Source organism: Devosia soli (assembly GCF_000970455.1).
Classification (GTDB): domain Bacteria; phylum Pseudomonadota; class Alphaproteobacteria; order Rhizobiales; family Devosiaceae; genus Devosia; species Devosia soli.
Window position 1 is genome coordinate 18469 of sequence record NZ_LAJG01000001.1, and the last position, 23630, is coordinate 42098.

General features: G+C 63.3%; 19 protein-coding genes. 11 read left to right on the forward strand and 8 right to left on the reverse strand.

The annotated features are described in order from the left end of the window. The first annotated feature begins 197 nt into the window (after positions 1–197). From VW35_RS00085 to VW35_RS00125, 9 genes are all read left to right on the forward strand, one after another. Complete coding sequence (locus VW35_RS00085; protein WP_046140999.1) at positions 198–1769, forward strand: aromatic amino acid ammonia-lyase; 1572 nt, start codon at positions 198–200, stop codon at positions 1767–1769. 191 nt (positions 1770–1960) lie between these two features. Continuing rightward, positions 1961–2872, forward strand: a complete 912-nt coding sequence (gene osmF, locus VW35_RS00090; RefSeq protein ID WP_046141067.1) for a glycine betaine ABC transporter substrate-binding protein OsmF — start codon at positions 1961–1963, stop codon at positions 2870–2872. Between the two features lie 39 nt (positions 2873–2911). Beyond that, positions 2912–4114, forward strand: a complete 1203-nt coding sequence (locus VW35_RS00095; RefSeq protein ID WP_046141000.1) for an ABC transporter permease — start codon at positions 2912–2914, stop codon at positions 4112–4114. After that, positions 4111–5046, forward strand: a complete 936-nt coding sequence (locus tag VW35_RS00100) for an ABC transporter ATP-binding protein (protein ID WP_046141001.1) — start codon at positions 4111–4113, stop codon at positions 5044–5046. Before VW35_RS00095 ends, VW35_RS00100 begins: the two co-directional genes overlap by 4 nt. Further along, a complete protein-coding gene (locus VW35_RS00105; protein WP_046141002.1) occupies positions 5043–5795 on the forward strand; it encodes an ABC transporter permease in 753 nt (250 codons plus the stop codon). The genes VW35_RS00100 and VW35_RS00105 overlap by 4 nt, the downstream gene beginning before the upstream one ends. A gap of 71 nt (positions 5796–5866) precedes the next feature. Then, on the forward strand, positions 5867–6964 hold the full coding sequence (locus tag VW35_RS00110; RefSeq protein WP_046141003.1) for a DUF917 domain-containing protein: 1098 nt from the start codon (positions 5867–5869) through the stop codon (positions 6962–6964). Between the two features lie 11 nt (positions 6965–6975). Beyond that, complete coding sequence (locus VW35_RS00115) at positions 6976–8637, forward strand: urocanate hydratase (RefSeq protein WP_046141004.1); 1662 nt, start codon at positions 6976–6978, stop codon at positions 8635–8637. A gap of 83 nt (positions 8638–8720) precedes the next feature. Further along, positions 8721–9392: a response regulator transcription factor gene (locus tag VW35_RS00120; RefSeq protein ID WP_046141005.1), complete on the forward strand. Its 672-nt coding sequence runs from the start codon at positions 8721–8723 to the stop codon at positions 9390–9392. Further along, positions 9389–11935 carry a sensor histidine kinase gene (locus VW35_RS00125; protein WP_244465798.1) on the forward strand — a complete coding sequence of 849 codons (2547 nt, stop codon included), beginning with the start codon at positions 9389–9391 and terminating at the stop codon, positions 11933–11935. Before VW35_RS00120 ends, VW35_RS00125 begins: the two co-directional genes overlap by 4 nt. Positions 11936–11953: 18 nt before the next feature. Here the strand turns inward: VW35_RS00125 and VW35_RS00130 are convergent, their stop codons facing one another. The 8 genes from VW35_RS00130 to VW35_RS00165 form a co-directional block, all read right to left on the reverse strand. Then, a complete protein-coding gene (locus VW35_RS00130; protein WP_046141006.1) occupies positions 11954–13501 on the reverse strand; it encodes a tripartite tricarboxylate transporter permease in 1548 nt (515 codons plus the stop codon). Positions 13502–13516: 15 nt separating this feature from the next. Further along, a complete protein-coding gene (locus VW35_RS00135; RefSeq protein WP_046141007.1) occupies positions 13517–14002 on the reverse strand; it encodes a tripartite tricarboxylate transporter TctB family protein in 486 nt (161 codons plus the stop codon). Further along, the gene (locus VW35_RS00140) at positions 13999–14943 is read right to left on the reverse strand and encodes a Bug family tripartite tricarboxylate transporter substrate binding protein (RefSeq protein ID WP_046141008.1); all 945 of its coding nucleotides are present in this window, start codon (positions 14941–14943) and stop codon (positions 13999–14001) included. The genes VW35_RS00135 and VW35_RS00140 overlap by 4 nt, the downstream gene beginning before the upstream one ends. Positions 14944–15123: 180 nt before the next feature. Further along, entirely contained in the window at positions 15124–16029 is a 906-nt protein-coding gene (locus tag VW35_RS00145) for a nucleoside hydrolase (RefSeq protein WP_046141009.1), read from the reverse strand. Continuing rightward, complete coding sequence (locus VW35_RS00150; protein ID WP_046141010.1) at positions 16029–17021, reverse strand: sugar phosphate isomerase/epimerase family protein; 993 nt, start codon at positions 17019–17021, stop codon at positions 16029–16031. The genes VW35_RS00145 and VW35_RS00150 overlap by 1 nt, the downstream gene beginning before the upstream one ends. A 13-nt stretch (positions 17022–17034) precedes the next feature. After that, positions 17035–18498: an FGGY family carbohydrate kinase gene (locus VW35_RS00155; protein ID WP_046141011.1), complete on the reverse strand. Its 1464-nt coding sequence runs from the start codon at positions 18496–18498 to the stop codon at positions 17035–17037. Then, positions 18495–19454 carry a transketolase family protein gene (locus VW35_RS00160; protein WP_046141012.1) on the reverse strand — a complete coding sequence of 320 codons (960 nt, stop codon included), beginning with the start codon at positions 19452–19454 and terminating at the stop codon, positions 18495–18497. The genes VW35_RS00155 and VW35_RS00160 overlap by 4 nt, the downstream gene beginning before the upstream one ends. Further along, positions 19454–20293 carry a transketolase gene (locus VW35_RS00165; protein WP_342016355.1) on the reverse strand — a complete coding sequence of 280 codons (840 nt, stop codon included), beginning with the start codon at positions 20291–20293 and terminating at the stop codon, positions 19454–19456. The genes VW35_RS00160 and VW35_RS00165 overlap by 1 nt, the downstream gene beginning before the upstream one ends. Before the next feature lie 310 nt (positions 20294–20603). Between VW35_RS00165 and VW35_RS00170 the strand changes: the two genes are divergently transcribed. Together VW35_RS00170 and VW35_RS00175 are read left to right on the forward strand one after the other, a co-directional pair. Next, positions 20604–21434 (forward strand): DeoR/GlpR family DNA-binding transcription regulator, encoded by an 831-nt coding sequence (locus VW35_RS00170; RefSeq protein WP_083982261.1) that lies wholly within the window; start codon positions 20604–20606, stop codon positions 21432–21434. Positions 21435–21757: 323 nt separating this feature from the next. Next, positions 21758–23617, forward strand: coding sequence for an ABC transporter substrate-binding protein (locus VW35_RS00175; protein ID WP_161796823.1), 1860 nt, complete (start codon positions 21758–21760; stop codon positions 23615–23617). Positions 23618–23630 lie beyond the last annotated feature (13 nt).

A 23630-nucleotide genomic window follows, 5' to 3' on the forward strand; every position in this document is an offset into this window, starting at 1 on the left:
GACGTGGGATTTAACATTTACATGTCCGAGCCAATTGGCTGGCCGGCTCGGTCTGCTCAACAGGAGCCGTGCGAAGCGGGGACACGGTCGTCTAAAGCAAATGCACCGGTTGGCAAGCGATTTCGTGACAGTCAAGGGCAAGGGCAGCGTCGCGCGGCTCTCGCCTTTGCTTGGTTTTTTTGGCAACGTGCGGCGCCATGAGCCTCGACTATTTCCAGACGCCCGTTCCGCCCGCTCCCGCTCCCATCATGCTCTCGGGGGAGCCGCTCGATTTCTTGACGCTGACGCGGATCGCCCGACGGACCAACGTGGTGCGGGCCGCCGAGAGTGCCATGGACGCCGTACGCCAATCGCGCGCCGTCCTGCTCGATACCATGGCATCGGGCCGGCCGGTCTATGGCACGACAACGGGTGTGGGCGCGATGAAGGACGCATCCTGGTCATCCGAGGAACTCGACGCCTTTAATATGGGTCTTGTCCGGGCACATCATTTCGGTACGGGCGAGGCCTTTCCCATCGAGGTGGTGCGCAATGCCATCGCCATTCGCGCCAATATGGCGCTGACCGGCAAGGTCGGGTGTACGCCCAACCTCGTGCGGGCCTTTCTCGATCTCCTCGATCGGGACGTCATTCCCGTCGTGCGCCGGACGGGCTCGATCGGTTGCGCCGATATCGGACTGATGGGCCAGATCGGGGCGGTGCTCACGGGAGTAGGCGAGGCCATGCATCGTGGCCAGCGCCTGCCGGCGACCGAAGCGCTCGAAGCGGCCGGGTTGCGGCCCGTCACGCTGGCGCCGCGCGATAGTCTGGCTGCCGTATCGACCAATTCGGTGGCCTTTGCCGCTGCGGCCAATGCCGTGCGCGAAGCCGCGCATGCCAGCCGCGTGCTGCTCGCCACCGGGCTCACCACGGCCGGCGCCCTCGGCGCCTCGCGCGATCCCTGGCGCGCCGTCGCCCATGTCGGCACGGCGCGGGAGGCGACAGTCGGCGCCTGGCTTTATTTCAACGCACTCGGCTGGGAATGGCCGGGCGGCACCAATGTGCAGGACCCGCTCTCGCTGCGCATGATGAGCCAGGTGTTTGCGACGGCCTTCGAGGCCTTGACCACGGCTGCCACCACCATTCTTAACGCTACGGGGCGGCCTGATGACAATCCGGTGGTGGCCGGGGGCAAGGTGCTGACCTCGGGCGGTTCCCTGCCGCTCGATGTCACCATCTTCGTCCAGGCCGCCCAGCTTGCCATCGCCCATATCGCGCGCAATTCCTTCAATCGCTGCGTGCTGCTCGGCAATGGCGGACGGCGCAACCTGCCGGTCAATCTCGTGGCGCCCGGCGCCATCGCCACCGGCTTCGGGCCGCTGATCAAACTGGCCGGCGATCTTTTCGTGCGCGTCCAGACATTGATGGCGCCGATCTCGGCCCAGGCGCTCGTCGTTGCCGGTGGGCTCGAGGACGAGGCGGCCTTTTTGCCGCTTGTCATCGAACGGCTCGAGCGGCAGGTGCTGGCCCTGCGGCGCATGGCGGCGATCGAGGCAATCCTCGCCGCGCAGGCCATGGATATTTCCGGGGACCGGCCGGGCAATGTTCCCGGGCTCGTTTATCGCACGACGCGCGAGGTTTCCGCCTTCTATGTCGCCGACCGGCCGCTCTCGACCGATATCGAAAGCATCGAGGAAGCGCTCAATTCGCAGGCCTTCCTCGACGAGTTGCTGGGGCTGTCGGTGCTCGACGATGTCGATAGTTTCTTTGCCTTGCGCATGCCCGAGTAACCAGGCGCCAATTCTTTTTTGCGTTGTGCGCCAAATCTCGGGAACGTGAACGGCTTAGGTTTGTTTTGCCAGTGGGCCAGAATGCGCTAGCATGAATTTCCGCTGCCCGTGGCCGCATTCAGCACGCCACCTGAATTACCTTAATGCATCGCAAGGCGTCGGGGAGAACCGATGCAAATCAGGAGACCGTTATGCGATTGATTACCCGGATCGTTGGTGCCGCTGCCGGCTTCGCGCTCATGGCGACTGCGGCCTCGGCGCAGGTCGTCGTTTCCTCCAAGATCGACACCGAAGGCGCACTGCTCGGCAACATCATTCTGCAGGTGCTGGAAGCCAATGACGTGCCGGTGACCGACAAGCTCTCGCTCGGCGCCACCCCGATCGTGCGCGGCGCCATCACCGCCGGCGAAATCGACATCTACCCCGAATATACCGGCAATGCCGGTTTCTTCTATAACGTTGCCGATGACCCGGCCTGGAAGGACGCGACCGCGGCCTATGAGAAGGCCAAGGAACTCGACTACGACAATGCCAAGATCGTCTGGCTCAAGCCTGCCCCGGCCAACAACACCTGGGCTGTCGCCATCAAACAGGATCTGGCGAGCGCCAACAGCATCGTCACCTTCTCCGATTTCGGCAAATATGTCGCCGATGGTGGGGAAGTTAAGCTTGCCGCCTCTGCCGAATTCGTTAATTCCGCGTCTGCCCTGCCGGCCTTCCAGACCGCCTATGGATTCACCCTTTCGTCCGATCAGCTGATCGTGCTTTCCGGTGGTGACACCGCCGCCACGATCGCTGCCGCGGCCCAGGGGACCGATGGCGCCAATGCCGCCATGGTCTATGGTACCGACGGCGCCATCGCCGCAGCCGGCCTCGTAGTGCTGACGGATGACAAGGGCGTGCAGCCGGTCTACGAGCCCGCGCCAATCATCCGCGAAGCGGTGCTCAAGGAATATCCGCAGATCGAAACCCTGCTTGCGCCGGTGTTTGAAAAGCTCGATCTCGTGACGCTGCAGAACCTCAACGGCAAGATCCAGGTCGACGGTCAGGCTGCTGCCGATGTTGCCAAGACCTGGCTGACCGAAAACGGCTTTCTGAAATAAGAAAAAGATGCGGGGCGGCTCAGGTCGCCCCGTTTTCGTATGGCCCAGCTTCTTTCTTCCCCGAGTGACCTGCAGGCAGCCCGCGTCCCGCGGCTCGACAAGCTTGGCATCATCATCGCCGTCCTCGTCCTCGCGGCTGTGTTTTTCCTGCCCTTCGTCATCTCGCGCCCCAACCGGATCGTCGCCGGCATGGCGCTGCCGATTTCCGGCGCGCTTCCGGCTCTGCAAGCCATCGTCCTCTACGGTCTGATCGCGCTCGGCAGCGTGATCGGGCTGTTGCGCGTGCCGAGCCTTTGGCGGCTGGCGTCGAGTTTTGTCGTCGTGCTGTCGCTCTGTCTGTTCCTCGGGGGCGCCGCCAATTTCCTGACGCCGGAGGGCAATACGGTGGCGCGTGTTTCTCCGGGAGCCGGCTTCTGGGTGCTGGTTTTCGCCTTTGCCTTGATAGCCGCTGACGCGCTGGTGCGCCTCAGGCTTGGCCCTCTGGCGCGCATCGGCGTGCTGCTGCTCGTAGCGGCGGCTATCGCCGCCATGCTTTGGGCGGGCGTTTGGCAGAACCTTTCCATTCTCAAGGAATATGCCAACCGCGGCGCCGCCTTCTGGGCGGAGGCGCGAACCCATGTGGCGCTGGCCTTCGGTTCACTGGCGGTGGCCACCGTGATCGGGGTACCTGTCGGAATTCTCTGCTATCGTCGGTCCAGCGTCCGCGCGGCACTATTGCCGGTGCTCAATATGGTGCAGACGATCCCGTCCATCGCGCTTTTCGGTCTCCTGATCGCCCCCTTGGCCTGGCTCGCGGCCAATGTGCCGGGGGCGTCGGCCGTTGGAATATCCGGCATCGGCACCGCTCCCGCGATGATCGCGCTATTTGCCTATTCCCTGTTGCCGATCGTCTCCAATACAGTCATTGGCCTTGATGGCGTCGACGCTTCGGTCAAAGACGCGGCGCGGGGCATGGGCATGACGGACAACCAGGTGCTGTTCGGCGTCGAACTGCCGCTTGCCTTTCCGGTCATCCTGACCGGCATCCGCATCGTCCTCGTCCAGAATATCGGGCTTGCAACCATTGCCGCGCTGATTGGGGGCGGCGGCTTTGGGGTTTTCGTCTTCCAGGGCATTGGGCAGACGGCGATGGACCTCGTACTCCTCGGTGCCGTGCCGACCGTGGCGCTGGCCTTTGTCGCGGCCGTGGTACTCGATGCTCTCGTTGAACTTGTCTCCCCCAAAAGGGTACCATCCGCATGATCGAGATCGACGGCCTCACCAAGACCTATGAGGCGACAACCGTCGTCGACCATGTTTCCTTGACGATCGAGAAGGGCGAAATCTGCGTCATCGTCGGCACGTCGGGCTCGGGCAAGACGACGCTGATGCGGATGATCAATCGTCTCGTCGAGCCTACCGCCGGCACGGTCCGGATCGATGGCCGCGATACCCGCGATCGTCCTGCCCATCAGCTGCGCCGCCAGATCGGCTATGCCATTCAGGGGCATGGTCTCTTTCCCCATCGCACCGTGGGGCAGAATATCGGCACTGTGCCGCGTCTTCTGGGCTGGGAAAAGCCGCGCATCGCTGCGCGCGTCGATGAACTTCTCAGCCTCTTTCAGCTCGATCCAGCCCTTTATCGCGATCGCCTGCCCAGCGAACTCTCGGGCGGCCAGCAGCAGCGCGTCGGCGTTGCGCGTGCCCTTGCAGCAGAGCCTGATATTCTTCTCATGGACGAGCCTTTCGGCGCGCTCGACCCGATCATCCGGAGCAAGGCGCAGGATGACCTTCTCGCCATCCAGAAGCGGTTCGGCACGACGATCGTCCTCGTAACGCACGACATGGAAGAAGCCATTACCCTTGGTAGCAAGATCGCGGTGATGGATAAGGGCAAGCTGCTCCAATATGCGACGCCGGCCGAGATCATCGCCCGTCCCGCGACCGACTTCGTCAACCAGCTGATCGGCACCGGCGACCGGCCGTTCCGCCTCCTTTCGCTCGAAACCGTACTCGATCATGTCGAGCCCGGCGAAGCGGCAGGCGATGCGATCGATGCCAGCCTCTCCCTGCGCGACGCCTATGCCGAATGCCTGTGGTCGGGACGCGACGCCATTCCGGTGGAAGAGGCCGGCCAGCGGATTGGCAGGGTCACGCTCTCCCGCCTGACAGCGCTGGCTGCGAGGCCGCAATGACGCCCGGAGCCATTGTCAGGCTGGCCATCCTGATCCTGCTGCTGGCTTTTCTTCTGGCGCCGCAGAGCTTTGCGCCGGTCTTTGCGCCGCTGACGCGCTTCGGTGCGCCCCCCATCTACAATCAGGGGAGCCTCCTCGACATCACGCTGAGCCACCTCTGGATCACCTTCCTCGCAACGCTTGCCTCGACCATCGTGGCGGTGGGGCTGTCTATCCTCGTGACGCGCCCGTTCGGCAAGGAGTTTTTGTCCCTAAGCCGGAGCCTTGCCAATGTCGGCCAGACTTTTCCGCCCGTTGCCGTCCTGGCGCTCGCCGTGCCGGTGCTGGGCTTTGGCACCGAGCCAACGCTGATCGCGCTTTTCCTTTATGGCCTCCTGCCGATTTTCGAGAACGCGCTGACCGGGCTCACCAATGTGCCCCGCGATGTCGACGAGGCGGCACGCGGCATGGGCATGACTGGCTGGCAGCGGCTCGTTGGCGTGGAACTGCCGCTGGCGCTGCCGGTCATTCTTTCGGGCATCCGGGTCGCGGCCGTCATTTCGCTGGCAACGGCCACGATCGGATCGACCGTCGCTGCCCGGACGCTGGGCGAAGTCATCATTGCCGGATTGACGACCAGCAACACGGCCTTCGTGCTGCAGGGCGGGTTGATCGTAGGCATCCTGGCTGTGCTGTTGAGCGATGCGCTTTCGGCGCTCGAACGCCTGCTGGCGCGGCGGGCCGGCTTGACACGGCGCGCCGAAGCCTGAACCTATGCCATTGGCTGCGCTGCACAATCGCTGACATTAGCGCTGCCGCCAACGCGAACGGAGCATGCCTGATGGGACGGATTCTCACCGACAAGGACGTCGAGCCGGCGGTCAAGGGCGGGTCTGTTTATGCAGCGGGCGGCGGCGGCTGGGCCGACCATGGCCGCATGCTGGGCTATGCGGCGGTGAGCGTCGGCAAGCCGGAGTTGATTTCGATCGAGGAACTCGACGACAATGACTGGGTCGCGACGGCCGCGGCCATCGGCGCGCCGGCTTCGACGACGCCTTGGGAAATGCAGGGTGTCGACTACATCAAGGCGGTGGCGCTGCTGCAGGAGACCCTGGGCGAAAAGCTTGCGGCGCTGATGGTCGGGCAAAACGGCAAATCCTCGACGCTCAACGGCTGGCTGCCATCGGCGGTGCTCGGCACCAAAGTGCTTGATGCCGTTGGGGATATTCGCGCGCATCCGACCGGCGACATGGGCTCGATCGGCATGGCCGGTTCGCCCGAGCAGATGATCCAGACGGCGGTCGGCGGCAATCGTTCGGAGAACCGATATATCGAATTGGTGGTCAAGGGCGCGACGGCGAAAGTCTCGCCGGTGCTGCGCACGGCGGCGGATCAATCGGGCGGGTTCATCGCATCCTGCCGCAATCCGCTGCGCGCCGCTTATGTGCGCAAGAACGCTGCTTTGGGTGGCATTTCGTTAGCGTTGACGCTCGGCGAAGCGATTATTGCTGCGGAAAAGCGAAACGGCAGCGCCGTCATCGACGCCATCGTCAAGACGACCGGTGGCAACATCGCCGTTTCCGGGACAGTGACCGCCAAGAACGTCGTCTATACCAAGGACGCATTCGACATCGGCACCATCACCGTCGGCACGGGCGACGCGGCGCACACGCTTCATGTGATGAACGAGTATATGGCGATCGACACGGCCGAGGGCACCCGGATCGCGACTTTCCCCGATGTCATCACGACGCTTGATGCCGAGGGAAAGCCGCTGAGTGTCGGCGAAGTCGAGGTCGGGATGGAAATTTTCGTGCTGCATGTGCCCAAGACGATCATTCCGCTCGCCTCGAGCGTCCTTGACCCCAGCGTTTATCCCTATGTCGAAAAGGCGATGGGGATCGAACTTGCCAGATATGCTCTCGATATTAAGCGCTAGGAACCGCAGCCATGCCCAGCTCCAATCCGCGCCACCCCAATTTTCCCATTCCCGGCGGGCATGAACTGCGCGCCAAGGGCTGGCGGCAAGAGGGACTGCTGCGGCTGCTCGAAAACGTTTTGGCGGTGGGCGAAAATCCGGACCAGCTGATCGTTTACGCCGCGCTCGGCAAGGCTGCGCGCAACTGGGCGGCGCATGAAAAGATCGTTGAGACGCTGAAAGCCATGGACGAGGACCAGACCCTTCTCATGCAGTCAGGCAAGCCGATCGGGCTGATGAAGACCCATGCCAAGGCGCCGCTGGTGATCATGGCCAATTGCAACATCGTCGGGCAATGGGCCAAGGCCGAGGTGTTCTATGAGCTTGAGAAGAAGGGGCTGATCGCCTGGGGCGGACTGACGGCGGGGGCCTGGCAATATATCGGCAGCCAGGGTGTCATCCAGGGCACCTATGAAATCTTCATGCGCATTGCCGAACAGCGCTTTGGCGGCTCGCTGGCCGGACGCTTTATCCTGACGGCCGGCTTGGGCGGCATGGGTGGAGCGCAGCCGCTCGCCGGGCGCATGGCGGGCGCGGCGATCCTTTGCATCGACATCGACGCCGAACGCGCCAAAAAGCGCAAGGAGATCGGCTATCTCGAAGAGATCGCGCCCGACCTCGATACGGCGCTCCAAATGATCGAGCGCGCGGTTGCTCAAAAGCGCGCGACCTCGATCGGCCTCGTCGGCAACGCGGCTGAGCTTTATCCCGAAATTTACGCCCGCGGCGTCGTGCCGGACATCGTCACCGACCAGACCTCGGCGCATGATCTCGTTCACGGTTATATTCCCAAGGGCATGAGCCTTGCGGAGGTGAAGCGCCTCCGCAGCGAGGGGCAGGGGCAGTTGATGGCGGCAAGCCGCGCCTCAATCGTCGATCATGTCCGCGCCATGCTGGCATTCCAGGCGTCTGGCTCGGAAGTGTTCGACAATGGCAATCTGATCCGCACCCAGGCGCGCGAAGGCGGCGTCGACAATGCCTTCGACATCAAGATTTTCACCGAAGCCTATCTGCGCCCGCTCTTTGCCCGCGCCATCGGGCCCTTCCGCTGGATGGCGCTTTCGGGCGACCCGGCCGATATCGGTAAAATTGACGATGCTGTCTTGGAAATGTTTCCCGACAATAAGATCGTCACCAACTGGATTGCCCTGGCACGCCAGCACGTGCCTTTCGAGGGCCTGCCCGCCCGCATTGCCTGGCTCGGGCACGGCGAGCGCACGGCGCTGGCGCTCAGGGTCAACGACATGGTGCGGAAGGGCGAACTCGCCGGGCCTATCGCTTTTTCCCGCGATCATCTCGATGCCGGGGCCATGGCGCATCCCAATATCATGACCGAGCGGATGAAGGACGGCTCGGACGCCATTGCCGACTGGCCATTGCTCGACGCCATGCTGCTCTGTTCCTCCCAAGCCGATCTCGTGGTCGTCCATTCGGGCGGTGGCGGCTATGCCGGCTACATGACGTCGGCAGGCGTGACGCTGGTGGCCGACGGCACGGATGCCGCCGACGAGCGGCTGACATTGTCGCTCACAAACGACACCGGCCTCGGAGTCATGCGCTATGCCGATGCCGGCTACGTGGAATCGCTCGACGAAATCGCGCGCAAGAACATCCCGCACCTGCCGCTTGGCTAGGGCCTCTGCTCTGGCAGCGCCGAGGATTTCCGTGCTAGCCAAGACTGGCGCCGCAGCAGACGGCGCCCGGTGAAGGCCAGCGCATGCGCATCATGCTCGTCGAGGACAACGAAGACCTGGGGGACGCCGTCGCCCAGCGGCTGCGCAATGCCGGGCATTCGGTCGAATGGGTGCGCGACGGCAACGACGTCGTCTCGGTGGCGATGAGCGAAAAGTTCGACGCGGTGGCGCTCGACCTGATGCTGCCCAATCGGGACGGCATCAAGCTGATCGCCGACCTGCGGCGCGAGCGCTTCAGCGCGCCGATCCTCGTCATCACCGCCCGTTCGGAAATCGACGACAAGGTCAGCCTGCTCGATCTCGGAGCCGACGATTATCTCGTCAAACCCTTCGACCTGCGCGAACTCGAAGCCCGGCTGCGCGCGCTGATCCGGCGCACCGGCGGACAGACCACCAGCACGCTCAAAGTCGGCAATCTCGAACTCGACGTGGCCGGGCTCAACGCAATGGTGGCAGGCGTGCCGCTCGATCTCGGGCGCCGCGAATTCCGGCTGCTCGAAATTCTCGTCACCAGCGCTGAAAAGGTCGTTCCCAAGGAGCGGCTGATGAACCAGCTCTTCAATTTCGACGAGGCAGTGTCGATCAATGCGCTCGAATTGCACATTTCCCGCCTGCGCAAGAAGATCGAGGCGGCAGATGTCGAAATCGGCACGGTGCGCGGCGTCGGCTACGTCATGCGCGCGGCGCGGTCGTGACCACGGTGCAGTCAGCTTTGGGTGAGGGCAATGCGCCGCTTGCGGCTGATCGGGATCGCCGCTCGTTTTCCATTCGCCGGCGGATCGTTGCCCTGGCGCTGGCGCTGCTGCTGGCGGCCGCGGTGGTGCTGATCGTCTTTATTCGCGACTATGCCGAGCGCTCTGCAGACCGGGCCTATGATCGTTTGCTTGCAGCCTCTGCGCTGACCATAGCCGGGGCGGTGCAGGTCGATGGCGATCTCGTGACGGTCGAATTGCCCTATGCCTCTTTCGGCATGTTTTCGGGCAGGGACCGCTTGTTTTACGCCGTTGAAAGCCAAGGCGGGCGCTCGGTGACCGGCTACGAGGACCTTTCGGCGCTGCTGCCGGAAATGCGCTCGGCCGGGCCCAGTTTTATCGACCTGCACTATCGGGGCGACGTGGTGCGGGTTGCCAGCGTCGGGCGCCTGACCTCGTCCGGGGCCGATGCCAGCTGGGTCACCATTCACGTGGCCGAAACCCAGAGCGAACGCGAGGCGCTGGCCTCCGAGATTCTGTCCAATGCCATCGTACCGGTGATTGCCCTGACCCTCTTGGCGATCGGGCTTGTCTGGTTCGGCATCGGACGCATGTTCGTGCCGCTCTATCAGCTCGAGCGCGAACTGCAGATGCGGGCGCCGCATGATCTATCGCCGCTCGATGTGCCGGTGCCGGTTGAGGTCAGCCAGTTGGTCAAGGCGCTCAATGCCTTCATGGGGCGCTTGAGCAGCGCCGTCGACCGCGTAACCGGGCTTGTGGCCGAAGCCGCGCACGAAGTGCGTACGCCGCTTGCTTCGCTGCGGGCCCAGGCCGAGGTGGCGATGGAGGAAAAGGACCCGGAGGCACTGCGCCGCCGCGTCGAGCGCATTCACCTCGGCGCCGTGCAGGCAAGCCAACTGGTGTCGCAGCTGCTGATGGAAGCCACGATTTCCCACCGGCTCGAAAACCAGGAAGTGGAAGTGACCGAGTTCGGCAGCATCATCGACGAGGTGCGCCAGAGGCTCGATCCGGAAAGCGCCGAACGGGTGGTGGTCGCCATCGCGCCAGCGGTGGCTGCAGCGGCTATCCGCGGGGATCGGGTTGGCTTGCGCGAAATGGTGCGCAATGTTCTCGACAATGCCCTCATCTATTCGGCAGGCCTGGTCGAGATCGGCGGGGCGGTTTCGGACGGGTTGTTGACGGTGACCATTGCCGATCGCGGGCCGGGGATTGCCGAAAGCGAAATGACGACGGTGCTCGACCGGTTCAAGCGCGGGTCTTCGAGCGGCTCGAAACCCGGATCGGGCCTTGGCCTGTCGATCGTCAAGCGCGTGGCCGAAGGCCATCGGGGAACACTTACGCTGATGAACCGGACGGGTGGCGGATTGGTGGTCGAAATCGTGCTGCCGCTTGTCGGGCGCACGCCGAAACTCGAACAGATGCGCAAGGCATTGGGGAGCCTTTCGGCGCTCCTCTTCTGTCTCTTCCTTTTGCCCGGAGACGTTCGCGCCGAGCCGCTGCGCTATGAGGCGCCGAGCGGGGATGGCGCGCGCGTCCTTCACATCGTCGGGGTGACCGACACGCCGCTCTTTGCCCATTTCGTCGACGGGTTTCAGCGCCAATATCCCGATGTGACGGTGGTTTACGAGGAAACCGATTCCCGGCCGCTCTTCGAGCGCTTCGTGGCGGGAGAATTGGTGCCGGCGCCGGACCTGCTGATCAGTTCGGCTTCGGACCTGCAGATCAAGCTCGCCAATGACGGCTATGCGCTCGCCTATGACAGCCCCTATCTCAGCGTCCTGCCGGACTGGGCGCATTGGCGTAACGAGGTTTTTGGATTCACCTTCGAACCTGCGGTGATCATCTACAATCCCGACAGGATTGCGGCGAGCGATGTGCCGCGCACCCACCTAAAACTTGCCGAAATGCTCGAGACCGAGACGGAGCGGTTTCGGGGAATGATCGCGACGTATGACATCACCGCTTCGGGGGTCGGCTATCTTCTCGCCTCGCAGGATCAGGTGATTTCATCCAATTTCTGGCGCCTGGCTGCCGCATTCGGACGCGCAGGCGCGCAATTCAGCGGGTCGAGCCCCGCCATTCTCAATGGCGTTGCCGATGGCAGCCTGGCGCTGGGCTATAATGTGCTCGGCTCCTATGCCTTTGCGCGCAAGGCCGCGGGCGCCAATATCGAGATCGTCGTTCCGGACGATTACGTTTTGGTCTTGACCCGCTCCCTGCTCATCCCGCGCGAGGCCGAACATCCCGATCTGGCGCGGCTATTCGTCGACTTTGCGCTTTCCCCAAGCGGCCAGGCGATCGCTGCGGGAGAAACGGCTCTGGGATCGGTGTCGGAAGGCATCGTCGGCCCCTGGACGAGCCAGGCGATCGCCGACATGGGGCGCGGCGTCATCCAGCCCATTCCGCTGGGGCCGGCGCTGCTCGTCTCGCTCGATCAGCAGCGGCGCAAGCGCTTTCTCGATAGCTGGGGAGAGATCGTGGCGCCCAAATCCGGCTTGCCGGCGGCGAATGCATCCGGGACCTGAAATCCCGGATGCAAAGGATCAGTCTTCGTCGCTCGCCAATTGGCCGAGCACGTCGCCCCTGCCTCTCAGCCGCAGATAAAGCGGCAAGAGCACGGCAGCCGCTGCCACGACATAAAGCGTGATGGCGATGGGCGAATGAACGAGGATCATCGGATCGCCCTGGCTGATCGCCAGCGCCCGGCGCAATTGCTGTTCGGCCATGGGCCCCAGGATCAGGCCCACCACCACCGGCGCGATCGGATAGCCGAAGCGGCGGAGGAGATAGCCGAGGATGCCGAAGGCGAGAAGCAGCAGCAGCTCGAACGAGAACGAGATCGGCCCGAGCCGGCCCGACATGGCGCCATTGGCCCCAAGCGTGCCGAGCGTTGCAAAGACCAGGATGCCGCCATAAAGCCAGGGCCGCGGAATGGTCAGCAGCTTCACCCAGAGCCCGATCAGGGGCAGGTTGAGCACGATGAGCATGAAATTGGCGACGAGCAGGCTCGCGATCAGCGCCCAGACGAGGGAGGCGTTGTTGGTAAAGAGCAGCGGGCCGGGCTGGAGGCCGAACTGCTGGAAGCCGGCGAGCATGATCGCAGCGGTCGCGGTGGTCGGCAGGCCCAGCGTCAGGAGCGGCACGAGCGTACCGGCGGCCGAAGCGTTGTTGGCAGCTTCCGGACCCGCCACGCCCTCGATGGCGCCATGGCCGAACTCTTCGGGGCGCTTGGCAAAGGTGCGTTCGGCGCTGTAGCTCAAAAAGCTCGCGACATCGGCGCCCCCGGCCGGCATGGCGCCGATCGGGAAGCCGATGGCGCTGCCGCGCAGCCATGGGATCCAGCTGCGCTTCCAATCGTCCTTGGTCATCCAGATCGAGCCCTTGACCGCCAGCACCTCTTCCTTGGCGAGGGCCCGGTCGGCCGCGATCTTGAGGGTTTCGCCGATGGCAAAGAGTGCGACGGCAAGGGTCGTCACTTCGATGCCGTCGAGAAGATCGGGGATGCCGAAGGAAAGGCGCGCCTGGCCGGTCTGGAGATCGATGCCGATGATGCCAAGGCCAAGCCCGATGAAGAGGGCGGTGAGGCCGCGCAGGGCACTGTCGCCGAAGGCGGCCGAGACAGTGATGAAGGCAAGCACCATCAGCGCGAAATATTCGGCGGGGCCGAAGGCGAGTGCGAACTTGACGACCCAGGGGGCGACGAAGGCGAGGGCCAGCGTGGCGATAAGGCCGGCGATGAACGAGCCGATGGCAGCCGTTGCGAGCGCCGGGCCGCCGCGGCCCTTGCGCGCCATCTTGTTGCCTTCGAGCGCGGTGACGATTGAAGCGGATTCCCCGGGCGTGTTGAGGAGGATCGACGTGGTCGAGCCGCCATACATGCCGCCATAATAGATGCCGGCGAACATGATTAGCGAGCCGGCCGGATCGAGGCGATAGGTGACCGGCAGGAGCAGCGCCACGGTGAGCGCGGGGCCGATGCCGGGCAGGACGCCGACGGCGGTGCCGAGCGTGACGCCGATCAGCGCATAGATGAGATTTTGCAGTTGAAGGGCAGCAAGCAGGCCCTCGGCAAGCAGTCCGAACGTGTCCATGTCAAAGGCGTCCGATCAGGGAACGAGCCGCTCGAGCGGACCCATCGGCAGCGAGAGCTGCAGGCCCTTCGCGAAGATGAACCAAACGGCAAATGCGAAAACCACGCCAAGGGGAATGGTCTGCCAGAGCGGACCGCGACCGAAGGCCTTGGCAGTGAAGGCGAAGAGAATTCCCGTGCCGATGGAGAAGCCGGCCCAGCCAAGGGTCAGGAGTTGGGCAACGAGCCCGCCGATGATCCAGGCGATGGGAATGAAATTGTCATCCTCGCGCGGCGGGAAACCGCGGCGGAAAGCGGACACCACGGTGCCGATGGAAAGAAGGCCCAGGCCCGCGGCGATGATATAGGGGAAAACGGTGGGGCCGATCCGCGCCTGGATCGGCGGCACGCGCATCTGGCTCGTCTGCCAGACGATGACGGCGGCGATCCCGGCAAGGATCGCCGCTATGACCAGCGCCGCCCCATCGGGGCGGCGCGCAAGGCGGACGGGCTCGGCGCTCATTGGACGAGGCCGATTTCGCGCAGGATGGATTCGGTGGCCGCGATATCCTCGGTCAGCTGGGCCTTGAAGGCGTCGCCGGCGAGATAGGTGTTGACCCAGCCGCGGGATTCGAGCGCGGCCTTCCAGCTCGCCGAATTGACCATCTTCTCGATATCGGCCGAAATGGCGGCCTTCTGCTCATCGGTGATGCCGGGCGCAGCGGCAACCATGCGCCAGTTTTGCACGGCAACGTCGACGCCGGATTCCTTGAGGGTCGGCGCATCGACATTGGGAACGCGCTCGGCGGTCGAGACGGCGAGGAGGCGCAGTTCGCCCGCTTCGATCTGGCTGGCGAATTCGCTATAACCGGAAATGCCGACCGTGACCTGGCCGCCGAGAACGGCTGCGAGCGCTTCGCCGCCACCCGAATAGGCGATGTAGTTGACCTGGGTCGGATCGGCGCCGACGGCCTTGGTGATGAGACCCGCCGTGATGTGGTCGGCGCCGCCGGCCGAACCGCCAGCCCAGGACACCGCACCGGTATTTTCCTTGAGCGCTGCTGCAAGGTCATCCACCGACTGCAGGGCCGAGGACGCAGGCACGACGATGGCAATGGCTTCGCCGGTGAGGCGGGCGATCGGGGTGACCTGATCGAGCGTGACCGGGGACGCGTTGGTGAGGATGGCGCCCACCATCACATAGCCGCCGACGATCAGGGCATTGCGATCGCCATTGGACTGGTTGACGAACTGGGCAAGGCCGATCGTGCCGCCGGCGCCGGGCACGTTGGTCACCTGGACATTGCCGGAAATGCCTTCGGCCTGCAGCGATTCCTGCATGGTACGGGCGGTCTGGTCCCAGCCGCCACCGGGGGCCGCGGGGGCCATGATGGTATAGTCAGCAGCAAAGGATGGCAGGGCGAGCGCGCCGGAAACCAGCGCGGCGAGAATGAACTTGTTCATGGATCCTCCCAAGTGAACGGGGAACGTCGTTGCGTCCTGCCCCAACCCTAGAGCGGCTTCCTGTCATCGTCCTGTCGTCAAGGGATTGCCCGAGCGTTCCGTGCCAGCTGCCGGGTGCTGCGAGAGGTGGGAGCCATCCGGGAGGAGCGTCGTGGTCCGATCCCGGATGGTGTTTTTAGGTCAGCCGAAGTTGGCCAGACCCTGTACGCCGCGGTGGAAACGGGCGAGCTTGGCGTAGAAATCCTCGAGGATGTAGCGGATGTCGATGGTGTCGTAGACTTTTATCGGACGGTGCTGGCCATTGTGGATGTAGTGCATCTGCGGCGAGAACTCGGGGGCGGGGCGCCAGTCGAAGGTGCCGCCGAGGGGATTGAGGATCACCGAGAGGGCGGGGGTGTCGCCGAGAGAGCGATGCTCGATCGGGCCCTGGTGCACGCGAAGATTCCAGTCGATGAGCTGGTCGACGAGATATTTGCCGATCGCGCCCTTGTCCTCGCAACGCTCCTGCAGTTCGGCATAGCTCACCGACATCATGCGATAGACGGTGGAAGGGATCTGCCACACCTGGACCTTCGAGCGCATGACGACGTTGGCAGCGGCAATATCGTTCATGAGGTTGAATTCGCGGCCGCCTGAGGGCCAGACACCGCCGCCAATCCAGACGCAGATGACGTTGCTCTCGTTGAGGCGCGGCTCCATGAGGATGGCCGAGGCCATGTCGGTCAGGGGGCCGAGAAAGGCGACATAGAGCGGGCGGTCATCGTCGCTCATCGCCTGATCGATGATCATCTGGGCGCCCGGAGAGGGAACCGGCGTGGTCTCGTCGGGAAGGGCCGCGGCGGCGCCATTGGCGACTGGAATGCGCCCTTCGAGGTCCATGAGCTTGAGGAGATGATCGATCTCCTGGCGGCTGTCCTCCATCGAGGTCTTGGAGCGGTGCGCGCCGAAATGGGCGGCGATGATGCCGTGGAAATCGAAGGTCGGCGTCAGGAGCGCGTGGACGATGGTGAACTGGTCGTCGGCCTCGTTCTTGGCGTCGGTGTTCAGAATCAGGCGAGCGCGCTTTTCGCGGGGGAGATTGGTCATTAGTCCTGTTCCCCCAGCGCGCTGAAGAGAGCCTTTTGGGCGATCTTCATGGCGCCGATGGCGTCGTGGCGGCTTTGGGCTTCCTGCAGCGCATCGATATCGAGACGGTCGAGGCCCTTGGCTGCCGCCTTGAGGAAATCGATGGCGTGGGTGGCCGTGGCGACGGAATCTTCGCGGAACGGGAACTGGTCGAGCTGCCAGACGCCTTCCCACTTGTTCTTCTTGAGGACGTAGAAGAATTCGAAAAGTTCGAGCGGGTGGAGCGAGCCGGCGACGAGATCGTCGTCCCAGGAGCGGTAATTGTCGTTGACGTCCATGCCGAAGAGGCGGCCATGATCGATGGCGAGCTGGGCCGAGTCAGCGGCGGATTCGCCGCCCATGATGGCGTGGCCGAAATCGAGGAGGATGCCGACATTTGGGAGGCCGATCTTCTCGATTCCGAGAATGGTGCGGGCGACGGACCCAAAACTTATGCGGACGCGGGGTTCGCGCGGCTTATATTCGATGACGAATTTGAGGTCCGGGTTTTCGCTAGCAAGCTGGCCGACGCCGTCGAGCGAGCGTTGCCACTGGGTCGAATAATCGACCTGGAAGGGATAGTCCCAGCCGTCCTGACCGGGCCAGAGCTTTACATAGTCCGCCTTATGGAAGCGGACGATGTCGCAGGCGGCGGTGACGAGCTCGTGGGCCTTACGGCGAATGCCGGCGTCGGGATTGGTGAAGGCGCCTTTGACGAAATCGCGGGTGTAGATTTCCGGCGTGATGCCGATGACCTTGAGATCGTTGCGGTCAAGCGCGGTCTTGATCTCGGTGTCGGAGAATTCGCCACCGAAATAGGGCCAGTTGAGGTCGACGACCGAGAGGTCTTTCACCTGCCCAGCGAGATCGATGGCTTCGATGATGTTGCGCGGGATGCCGTAGCCGTCGGTGGCGTAGCGGTCGAGATAGGTCGCAAAGTGCCAGATGCCGGCACCGAAACGTTGCGTGGTCATGGGTTCCTCCTGTTTAGGTAGCCAGGGTCTGGGTCACGGCGAACTGCCAGCGCTGGCGATGTTTTTGGGCGGTTTCGGCGTCCATGGCGGGCGCAAAACGGCCGGCGGCGGGGACGCCCGGCATGGAAATGCCAAGGGCTGAGAAAGCGAGGGCGGCAGCGCCGAGGGCGCTGACTTCGGGCGCGGCGGCGGCGGCGACTGGGCGGCCGAGGATGTCGGACTGGAACTGCATCACTGTCGCGTTGCGTGAGGCGCCGCCATCGGCGCGGAGTTCGCCCAAGGGAGAACCCGTGTCGGCTTCCATGGCAGAATAGACATCAGCGACCTGGAAGGCGATGGCTTCAAGAGCGGCACGGGCGAGGTGCGCGGGTTTCGTGCCAAGGGAAAGGCCGGTGATGGTGCCGCGGGCGTCGGCACGCCAATAAGGGGCGCCGAGGCCGACCATGGCGGGCACGAAAGCGGTGCCATTGCTGTCGGGGACAGTTTCGGCGAGAGCCGAGAGGGCGGCGGCGTCGGCGAGCCCCAAAAGTTCGGCGGCGAAGGCGGCGGTCTGGCCGGAGACGGAGATATTGCCTTCGAGCGCGTGTTGGACGTGGCCGTTCTGGCTCCAGGCGATAGTGCTGGAGATGCCATGGGTGGAGCGGACGCGGTTGGGCGTCAGGGCCATCAACGAGGTGCCGGTGCCGTAGGTGGCCTTCACTGTTCCGGGAGAGCGGACGCCGTGGCCGAAGAGGGCGGCGTGCGAATCGCCGATCATGGCAAGGATGGGTGTGCCGGCGGGGAGGGCGGTGGCGCCTTCAGCGGTGACACCGAAATTGGTGTCGGAGGATTTGACCTCGGCCAGCATGTTTTGCGGCACGCCGAAGAGGGCGCAAAGGTCGGCGTCCCAGTTCAGAGACTCTGTGTTGAAGAGCTGGGTGCGAGAGGCGTTTGAATGGTCGGTGGCGTGAACCGCGCCGCCGGTGAGATTCCAGAGGAGCCAGGAATCAACGGTGCCGGTGCGGAGTTCACCTGCTTCGGCACGGGCACGGGCACCGGGCGTGTTGTCGAGCAGCCAGGCGATCTTGGCGGCCGGAAAGAGCGGATCGAGCGCAAGGCCGGTTTTGGCCTCGATGGTCTCGGCGTGGCCAGCGGCGCGGAGGGCGTCGCATTTGGGGGCGGAGCGGCGGCACTGCCAGATGACGACGGGGCCGGTGGGCTTTCCTGTCGCAGCGTCCCAGACGAGGATGGATTCGCGCTGGTTGGAGATGGCGATGCCGGCGATGTCGGCACTGCCGGCCTTGGCAACAACTTCGGCGATGACCGTCTTTACCCCATCCACCAGTGCGGTGGCTGACTGCTCGGCCCAGCCGGGCTGGGGATAGGTGACGATGTTCGGAACCGAGGCTTGGTGCAGGACGCGGCCGGTGGCGTCGACCAACAAGGCCTTGGTGTTGGTGGTGCCCTGGTCGATGGCGAGGATCAGCTCGCTGGTCATTTCTTGCGCGCGATGGTCTGGCGCACGGCGTCGGCAATGCCGGTTTCGTTGAGGCCAAAGTGATCAAAGAGGAAATCGGCCGAGCCGGTGGGCACGAAACCAGGGAAGCCGAGGATGCGCATGGGCACAGGATTGGTCGAGATGACAACCTCGGCAATGGCGCCGCCGAGGCCGCCACGGACGGAGTGTTCTTCGACGGTGACGATGGCGCCGGTTTCAGCCGCGGCAGCGATGACGGCGTCATCGAGCGGATTGACGGTGGCCATATTGACGACGCGGGCGGAGATGCCTTCGGCGGCGAGGGTTTTGGCTGCAGCGACGGCGCGGTGGACCATGGTGCCATTGGCGATGATCGTTGCGTCAGAGCCGTCGACGAGGGTTTCGGCCTTGCCGATTTCAAAGGTGGCATTCGCCGGACGATCGAGGGCGGGGACGGCCATGCGGCTGACGCGAACGAAGACCGGGCCATCATAGGCCGCGGCGGCCTTGATGGCTTCGGCGGTCTGCCAAGGGTCGGCGGGCACAATCAGCTTGAGATTGTTGAAGAGGCGGAGCCAGGCGAGGTCTTCGATGGAGTGATGGGTCGGGCCCAGTTCGCCATAGGCAACGCCGGAGGACTGGCCGATCAGTTTTACGTTGACGTTGGAATAGGCGATGTCGGCTTTCACCTGTTCGAGCGCGCGGCCCGTGATAAAGCACGAGGCAGCCGAGACGAAGGGCACTTTGCCGCCATTGGCAAGGCCGGCACCGACGGCGACGAGGGTCTGTTCGGCAATGCCGACATTGACCATGCGCTCGGGGAATTTTGTCTTGAAGCCGCCGAGCTTGGACGAGCCGACGCTATCGCTGACCACAGTGACGATGCGGGGGTCGGCTTCGGCCAAAGCTTCGATTGTTTTGGCGAAGCTGTCGCGGCAATCGTAGAGGCCGGCTTTGGAGGGGGCAGCAACGCTCATCAGACGAGTTCCCGCATGGCTTGTTCGTATTGTTCTTTGGTCGGCACGCCATGGTGCCAGGCGACGTTGTCATGCATGAAGCTGACGCCCTTGCCCTTAAAGGTGTTGGCAATGACGCAGAGCGGCTTTTCGCGACCTTTGGGGGACTTTGAGAGGACTTCGAGAAGCTGGGCATGGTCGTGGCCGTCGACGTTCTCGACATGCCAGCCGAAGGCGCGCCACTTCTCGTCCAGCGGATCGAGCGAGGCGGTTTCCTCGGTACGGGCGCCCTGTTGCAGGCGGTTGCGGTCGATGATCAGAGTCAGGTTCTCGAGCTTGCGGTGGCCGGCGTTGAGGGCGGCTTCCCAATTGCTGCCTTCCTGGAGTTCACCGTCGCCGGTGAGCACGAAGGTGCGGAACTCGGCATTGTCGATCTGGCCGGCAATGGCGATGCCGAGGGCGACGGGCAGGCCATGGCCGAGGGGGCCGGTATTGGTTTCGACGCCGGGCAGGTAATTGCGGTTGGGGTGGCCGTTCAGCTTGGACAGCGGCTCCATATAGGAGGAAAGGTCCGCTTCCGGAAAATAGCCGGCGCGGGCAAGGACCGAATAAAAGGCGCCGGTGCAATGGCCCTTGCTCATGACGAAGCGGTCGCGCTTGGGGTCGCGCGGGTTCTTCGGATCGTAGCGCATGACGCCGAAGTAGAGCGTCGCGAGCACGTCGGTGGCGCTGAAGTCGCCGCCGGGGTGCCCCTGCTGGGCTTCATAGACCATCTGAAAGCTGCGACGGCGGATCCACAGCGCCTGGGCTGCTATCTCGCCGACGAGATCGGTAGTGAGCGGTGTGGCGGGCGATGGCAAGGCGGCCTCCTGGATAGCCGGCCGGCGCGAAAGAAGTGTCGAGGCGCTTTCGGCAATAGACTACCCTTCGGCTTCGAGCCGAACCGGGCTGCCATTACTGAACTCCTCTGACCAGCTTGCGCCGTTCTTCGTTTTTTGAATAGCTACAGCCGCACCCGCTTTCGCGCAATAAGGAAAATTCGCGAATTTTTGCGTTTTGTTTTTGCTTTATGCGAAATGAGCGAAAAAATCTAAATCGTGGAAAAGCAGGTTGAGGATGCCGTATGGCGCGGGTACGCGGTAAAATCATCGGCAGTCGGGGGATTTTGGAATGGCGCAAAAGCCGAGAACGGCCAGGAAAAACACCGCAGCGGCAGGACCGACGGGGCAGCCGCAACTTCTGGCCGAGCCGCGGCGTATGCGTATTCTCGAATGGCTCCAGGAAGAGGGCAGTGCGCGGGTTCGCGATCTGTCGGCGGCCTTCGGTGTTTCGGAAGCGACGATCCGGCAGGATCTCGAGCGGCTTGACAATGAGGGCTATATCACCCGCGAGCATGGTGGCGCCTACCTCAAGTCCATTCCGCAGCAGGTGCAATCGATGTCGCTGCAGCATGTGCAGAACATGGACCGCAAGCGGGCGATCGGGCAGGCGGCGGCAGCGCTGGTGTCGGACCACGACACGCTGATCATCGATTCCGGTACGACGACCACGCAGTTCGCGGAAAATCTGAAGGTTCGTCAGGATCTTAACATCATCACCAATGCGTTGAACATCGCGCTGATCCTGGGTGCCATCCCGACCAACACCGTCCACATGCCAGCGGGACAGTTCAAGGCGCCGACGCTGTCGCTGAGCGGCGAGAAGTCGGTGGAGTTCTTCGTCGGCATCTACGCGCAAAAGCTGTTCCTGGCGACGGCGGGCGTGTCCTTCGATGTGGGCCTGACCTATCCCGCCATCGGGGATATCTACGTCAAGCGCGCCATGGTGAAAGCGGCCTCGCACGTCTATCTCCTCGCCGACTCGACCAAGATCGGCCGGGTGTCGTTCTCGGCGCTCGGCGGGGTCGAGATGGTGCATACGCTCATCACCGATAGCGGCATATCCGATGCCGATCGCGCCGAATTCGAGCGGCGCGGCGTCGAGGTCATCGTCGCGCCTTGATGATTGCGAACGTTTCGATTTGGCTGCAGGAGGGCCATTGACAAGCGAAAGGCTCGATCCTATTCGTTAGAAATCGCAAGTAATCGAAAACAAAAAACACGAAACTTGCGACCGCGTCGGGAACGCGCGGGAGGAAGCATACGGCATTTCACGGTTTTGACGCGCCCGGTTTTAACCCCGGAGCGCGAACGGAAGCGCCTGTCTGCCAACCCCGGAAACAGACCCACAAGTTCTGTGGCCAGCTCAAGGAGCGGCCAGCAAAGGAGGAGACTATGGCACGGCTTGGCCGTTCTTTGATGGCATCCCTGCTTCTGGGAGGCTTGTTGACCACGACGGCGTTCGCGCAAGGGGCGATGACCGATGTCGGCACGCCACGCAGCGAAACGCTGATCGTGCAGACGTTCGACGGCCGCTCGGCCAACCCGACGGCGCAGAACCCGCTCAATTCCTACGCCATCTGGCGCGGTTTCCGCGAATTGGGCTGGGGGTATCTGTGGGAAATGGACACCGCCACCGGTGAGTCCTACCCCGAAATGGCCGACGGCATGCCGGAAGTGCTCAATGACGAGCACACCCAGTTCCGCATCAAGATCCGCAAGGGGATCACCTGGAGCGACGGCGTCGAGTTCACCACCGACGACATTATCTATTCGCTCGACACGGCTTTCAAATATCGCGAGCAGCTAACCAACGTCGCGAGCGTCACGGTCTATCTCAAGAGCTACAAGAAGATCGACGACTACACCTTCGAGGTCGAGACGGTGAACCCGTCCTACGACCTGACGACGCGCCTCGGTGTCTATACCTGGGGTACGCCGTTCAACTGGGTGCCCAAGCATGTGTTCGAGCCGCTTGGCGACGAGGTCGTGACCTTCCAGAACGCGCCGCCGGTGACACTCGGGCCCTATAAGGTCAAGGAATTCGACCCCAACGGTTTCTGGCAGCTTTGGGAATTGCGCGAGGATTGGCAGAAATCGAGCTGGGGCAATCTCGGCACGCCAAAGCCGAAATACATACTCTACAAGGACTTTGGCGCCGAAGAGACGCGTGCACTGGCCTTCGTCCAGAACCAGTATGACGTCGACACCTTCATGAGCCCGGACAGCATCGACGCTGCCAAGGCCCGCAACCCAAAGGTCGAGACGTTCTCGCCGACTTTCCCCTATCACGACATGAACGACGCCTGTTCCTATGGCGTCTATATCAATCAGCAGCGCGCGCCCTATGACATGCCGGAAGTGCGCTGGGCCCTGGCCCTGTCGCTCGACCTGTCGCAGGTCGGCATTTCGGCGATGAGCGGGCAGTTCAAGGCTGCGGCTCTGCCGCTGCCCGATACGCCAATCACCGGCCCGATTTTCTACGAGGCTAACCTCCAGAAGCTGCAGGACCTGACGATCGGCGATGGCTACAAGCCTTTCGATCCAGGGTTCAGCACGACGCTCGTCGAAACGCTGAAAGCGCAGGGGATCGATCCTTCGCTCCTGCCGACCGGCGATGCCGTCAATGCCGGGTTCGGCGCGGGCTGGTGGAAGCACGATCCGGCGGAAGCTGAAAAGCTGCTTGGTTCGGTGGGCATCAAGAAGGGCGCCGATGGCTTCTATGCCATGCCCGACGGGTCGCCCTGGGTGATCGAATTCGTCATCCCCGGCGATTGGAATAAGGTGCTCCAGCGTCTTGGCTTCTCGATTGCCGATAGCTGGCGCCAGGCCGGGTTCAACGTCAATGCGCGCCAGGTGGACAATGGTGAATATACCACCGTCCAGAACACCAATGCGCGCAACGAGCTACAGATCAACTGGTCCAATACCTGCGTCTACAACTCCAATTGGCTGGGCAACTGGAACCAGTTCCGCACTGAAAACATCAAGCCGGCCGACTCCAACGATCCGCTGAGCGGCAACTATGCCCGCATCACCGATCAGGAAGTGCTCGACCTCGTTTCAGAAGGCGCCAAGCTGCCGCTCGATGATCCAAAATTCGTGCAGAACGGCCAGGATATCGCCATGCGGATCGCGAGCGAGATGCAGATCATCAACCTGATGAACATCCCGACGACGATCCCGACCAACTCGACCTATTGGACCAATTTCCCCAAGCAGGACAACTTCTACGCAGCGCCCTATACCTGGTGGAGCTCGTTCAAGAAGACCGTGGTCTCGATCGAACCGACCGGCCAGCAATAATCTGACCGGTTCG

What these genes read in the sequence shown, in the direction of transcription:
- VW35_RS00085 (WP_046140999.1), top strand. Translation starts at nt 198, where the DNA reads ATGAGCCTCGACTATTTCCAGACGCCCGTTCCGCCCGCTCCCGCTCCC.
- osmF (WP_046141067.1), top strand. Translation starts at nt 1,961, where the DNA reads ATGCGATTGATTACCCGGATCGTTGGTGCCGCTGCCGGCTTCGCGCTC.
- VW35_RS00095 (WP_046141000.1), top strand. Translation starts at nt 2,912, where the DNA reads ATGGCCCAGCTTCTTTCTTCCCCGAGTGACCTGCAGGCAGCCCGCGTC.
- VW35_RS00100 (WP_046141001.1), top strand. Translation starts at nt 4,111, where the DNA reads ATGATCGAGATCGACGGCCTCACCAAGACCTATGAGGCGACAACCGTC.
- VW35_RS00105 (WP_046141002.1), top strand. Translation starts at nt 5,043, where the DNA reads ATGACGCCCGGAGCCATTGTCAGGCTGGCCATCCTGATCCTGCTGCTG.
- VW35_RS00110 (WP_046141003.1), top strand. Translation starts at nt 5,867, where the DNA reads ATGGGACGGATTCTCACCGACAAGGACGTCGAGCCGGCGGTCAAGGGC.
- VW35_RS00115 (WP_046141004.1), top strand. Translation starts at nt 6,976, where the DNA reads ATGCCCAGCTCCAATCCGCGCCACCCCAATTTTCCCATTCCCGGCGGG.
- VW35_RS00120 (WP_046141005.1), top strand. Translation starts at nt 8,721, where the DNA reads ATGCGCATCATGCTCGTCGAGGACAACGAAGACCTGGGGGACGCCGTC.
- VW35_RS00130 (WP_046141006.1), bottom strand. Translation starts at nt 13,501, where the DNA reads ATGGACACGTTCGGACTGCTTGCCGAGGGCCTGCTTGCTGCCCTTCAA.
- VW35_RS00135 (WP_046141007.1), bottom strand. Translation starts at nt 14,002, where the DNA reads ATGAGCGCCGAGCCCGTCCGCCTTGCGCGCCGCCCCGATGGGGCGGCG.
- VW35_RS00140 (WP_046141008.1), bottom strand. Translation starts at nt 14,943, where the DNA reads ATGAACAAGTTCATTCTCGCCGCGCTGGTTTCCGGCGCGCTCGCCCTG.
- VW35_RS00145 (WP_046141009.1), bottom strand. Translation starts at nt 16,029, where the DNA reads ATGACCAATCTCCCCCGCGAAAAGCGCGCTCGCCTGATTCTGAACACC.
- VW35_RS00150 (WP_046141010.1), bottom strand. Translation starts at nt 17,021, where the DNA reads ATGACCACGCAACGTTTCGGTGCCGGCATCTGGCACTTTGCGACCTAT.
- VW35_RS00155 (WP_046141011.1), bottom strand. Translation starts at nt 18,498, where the DNA reads ATGACCAGCGAGCTGATCCTCGCCATCGACCAGGGCACCACCAACACC.
- VW35_RS00160 (WP_046141012.1), bottom strand. Translation starts at nt 19,454, where the DNA reads ATGAGCGTTGCTGCCCCCTCCAAAGCCGGCCTCTACGATTGCCGCGAC.
- VW35_RS00170 (WP_083982261.1), top strand. Translation starts at nt 20,604, where the DNA reads ATGGCGCAAAAGCCGAGAACGGCCAGGAAAAACACCGCAGCGGCAGGA.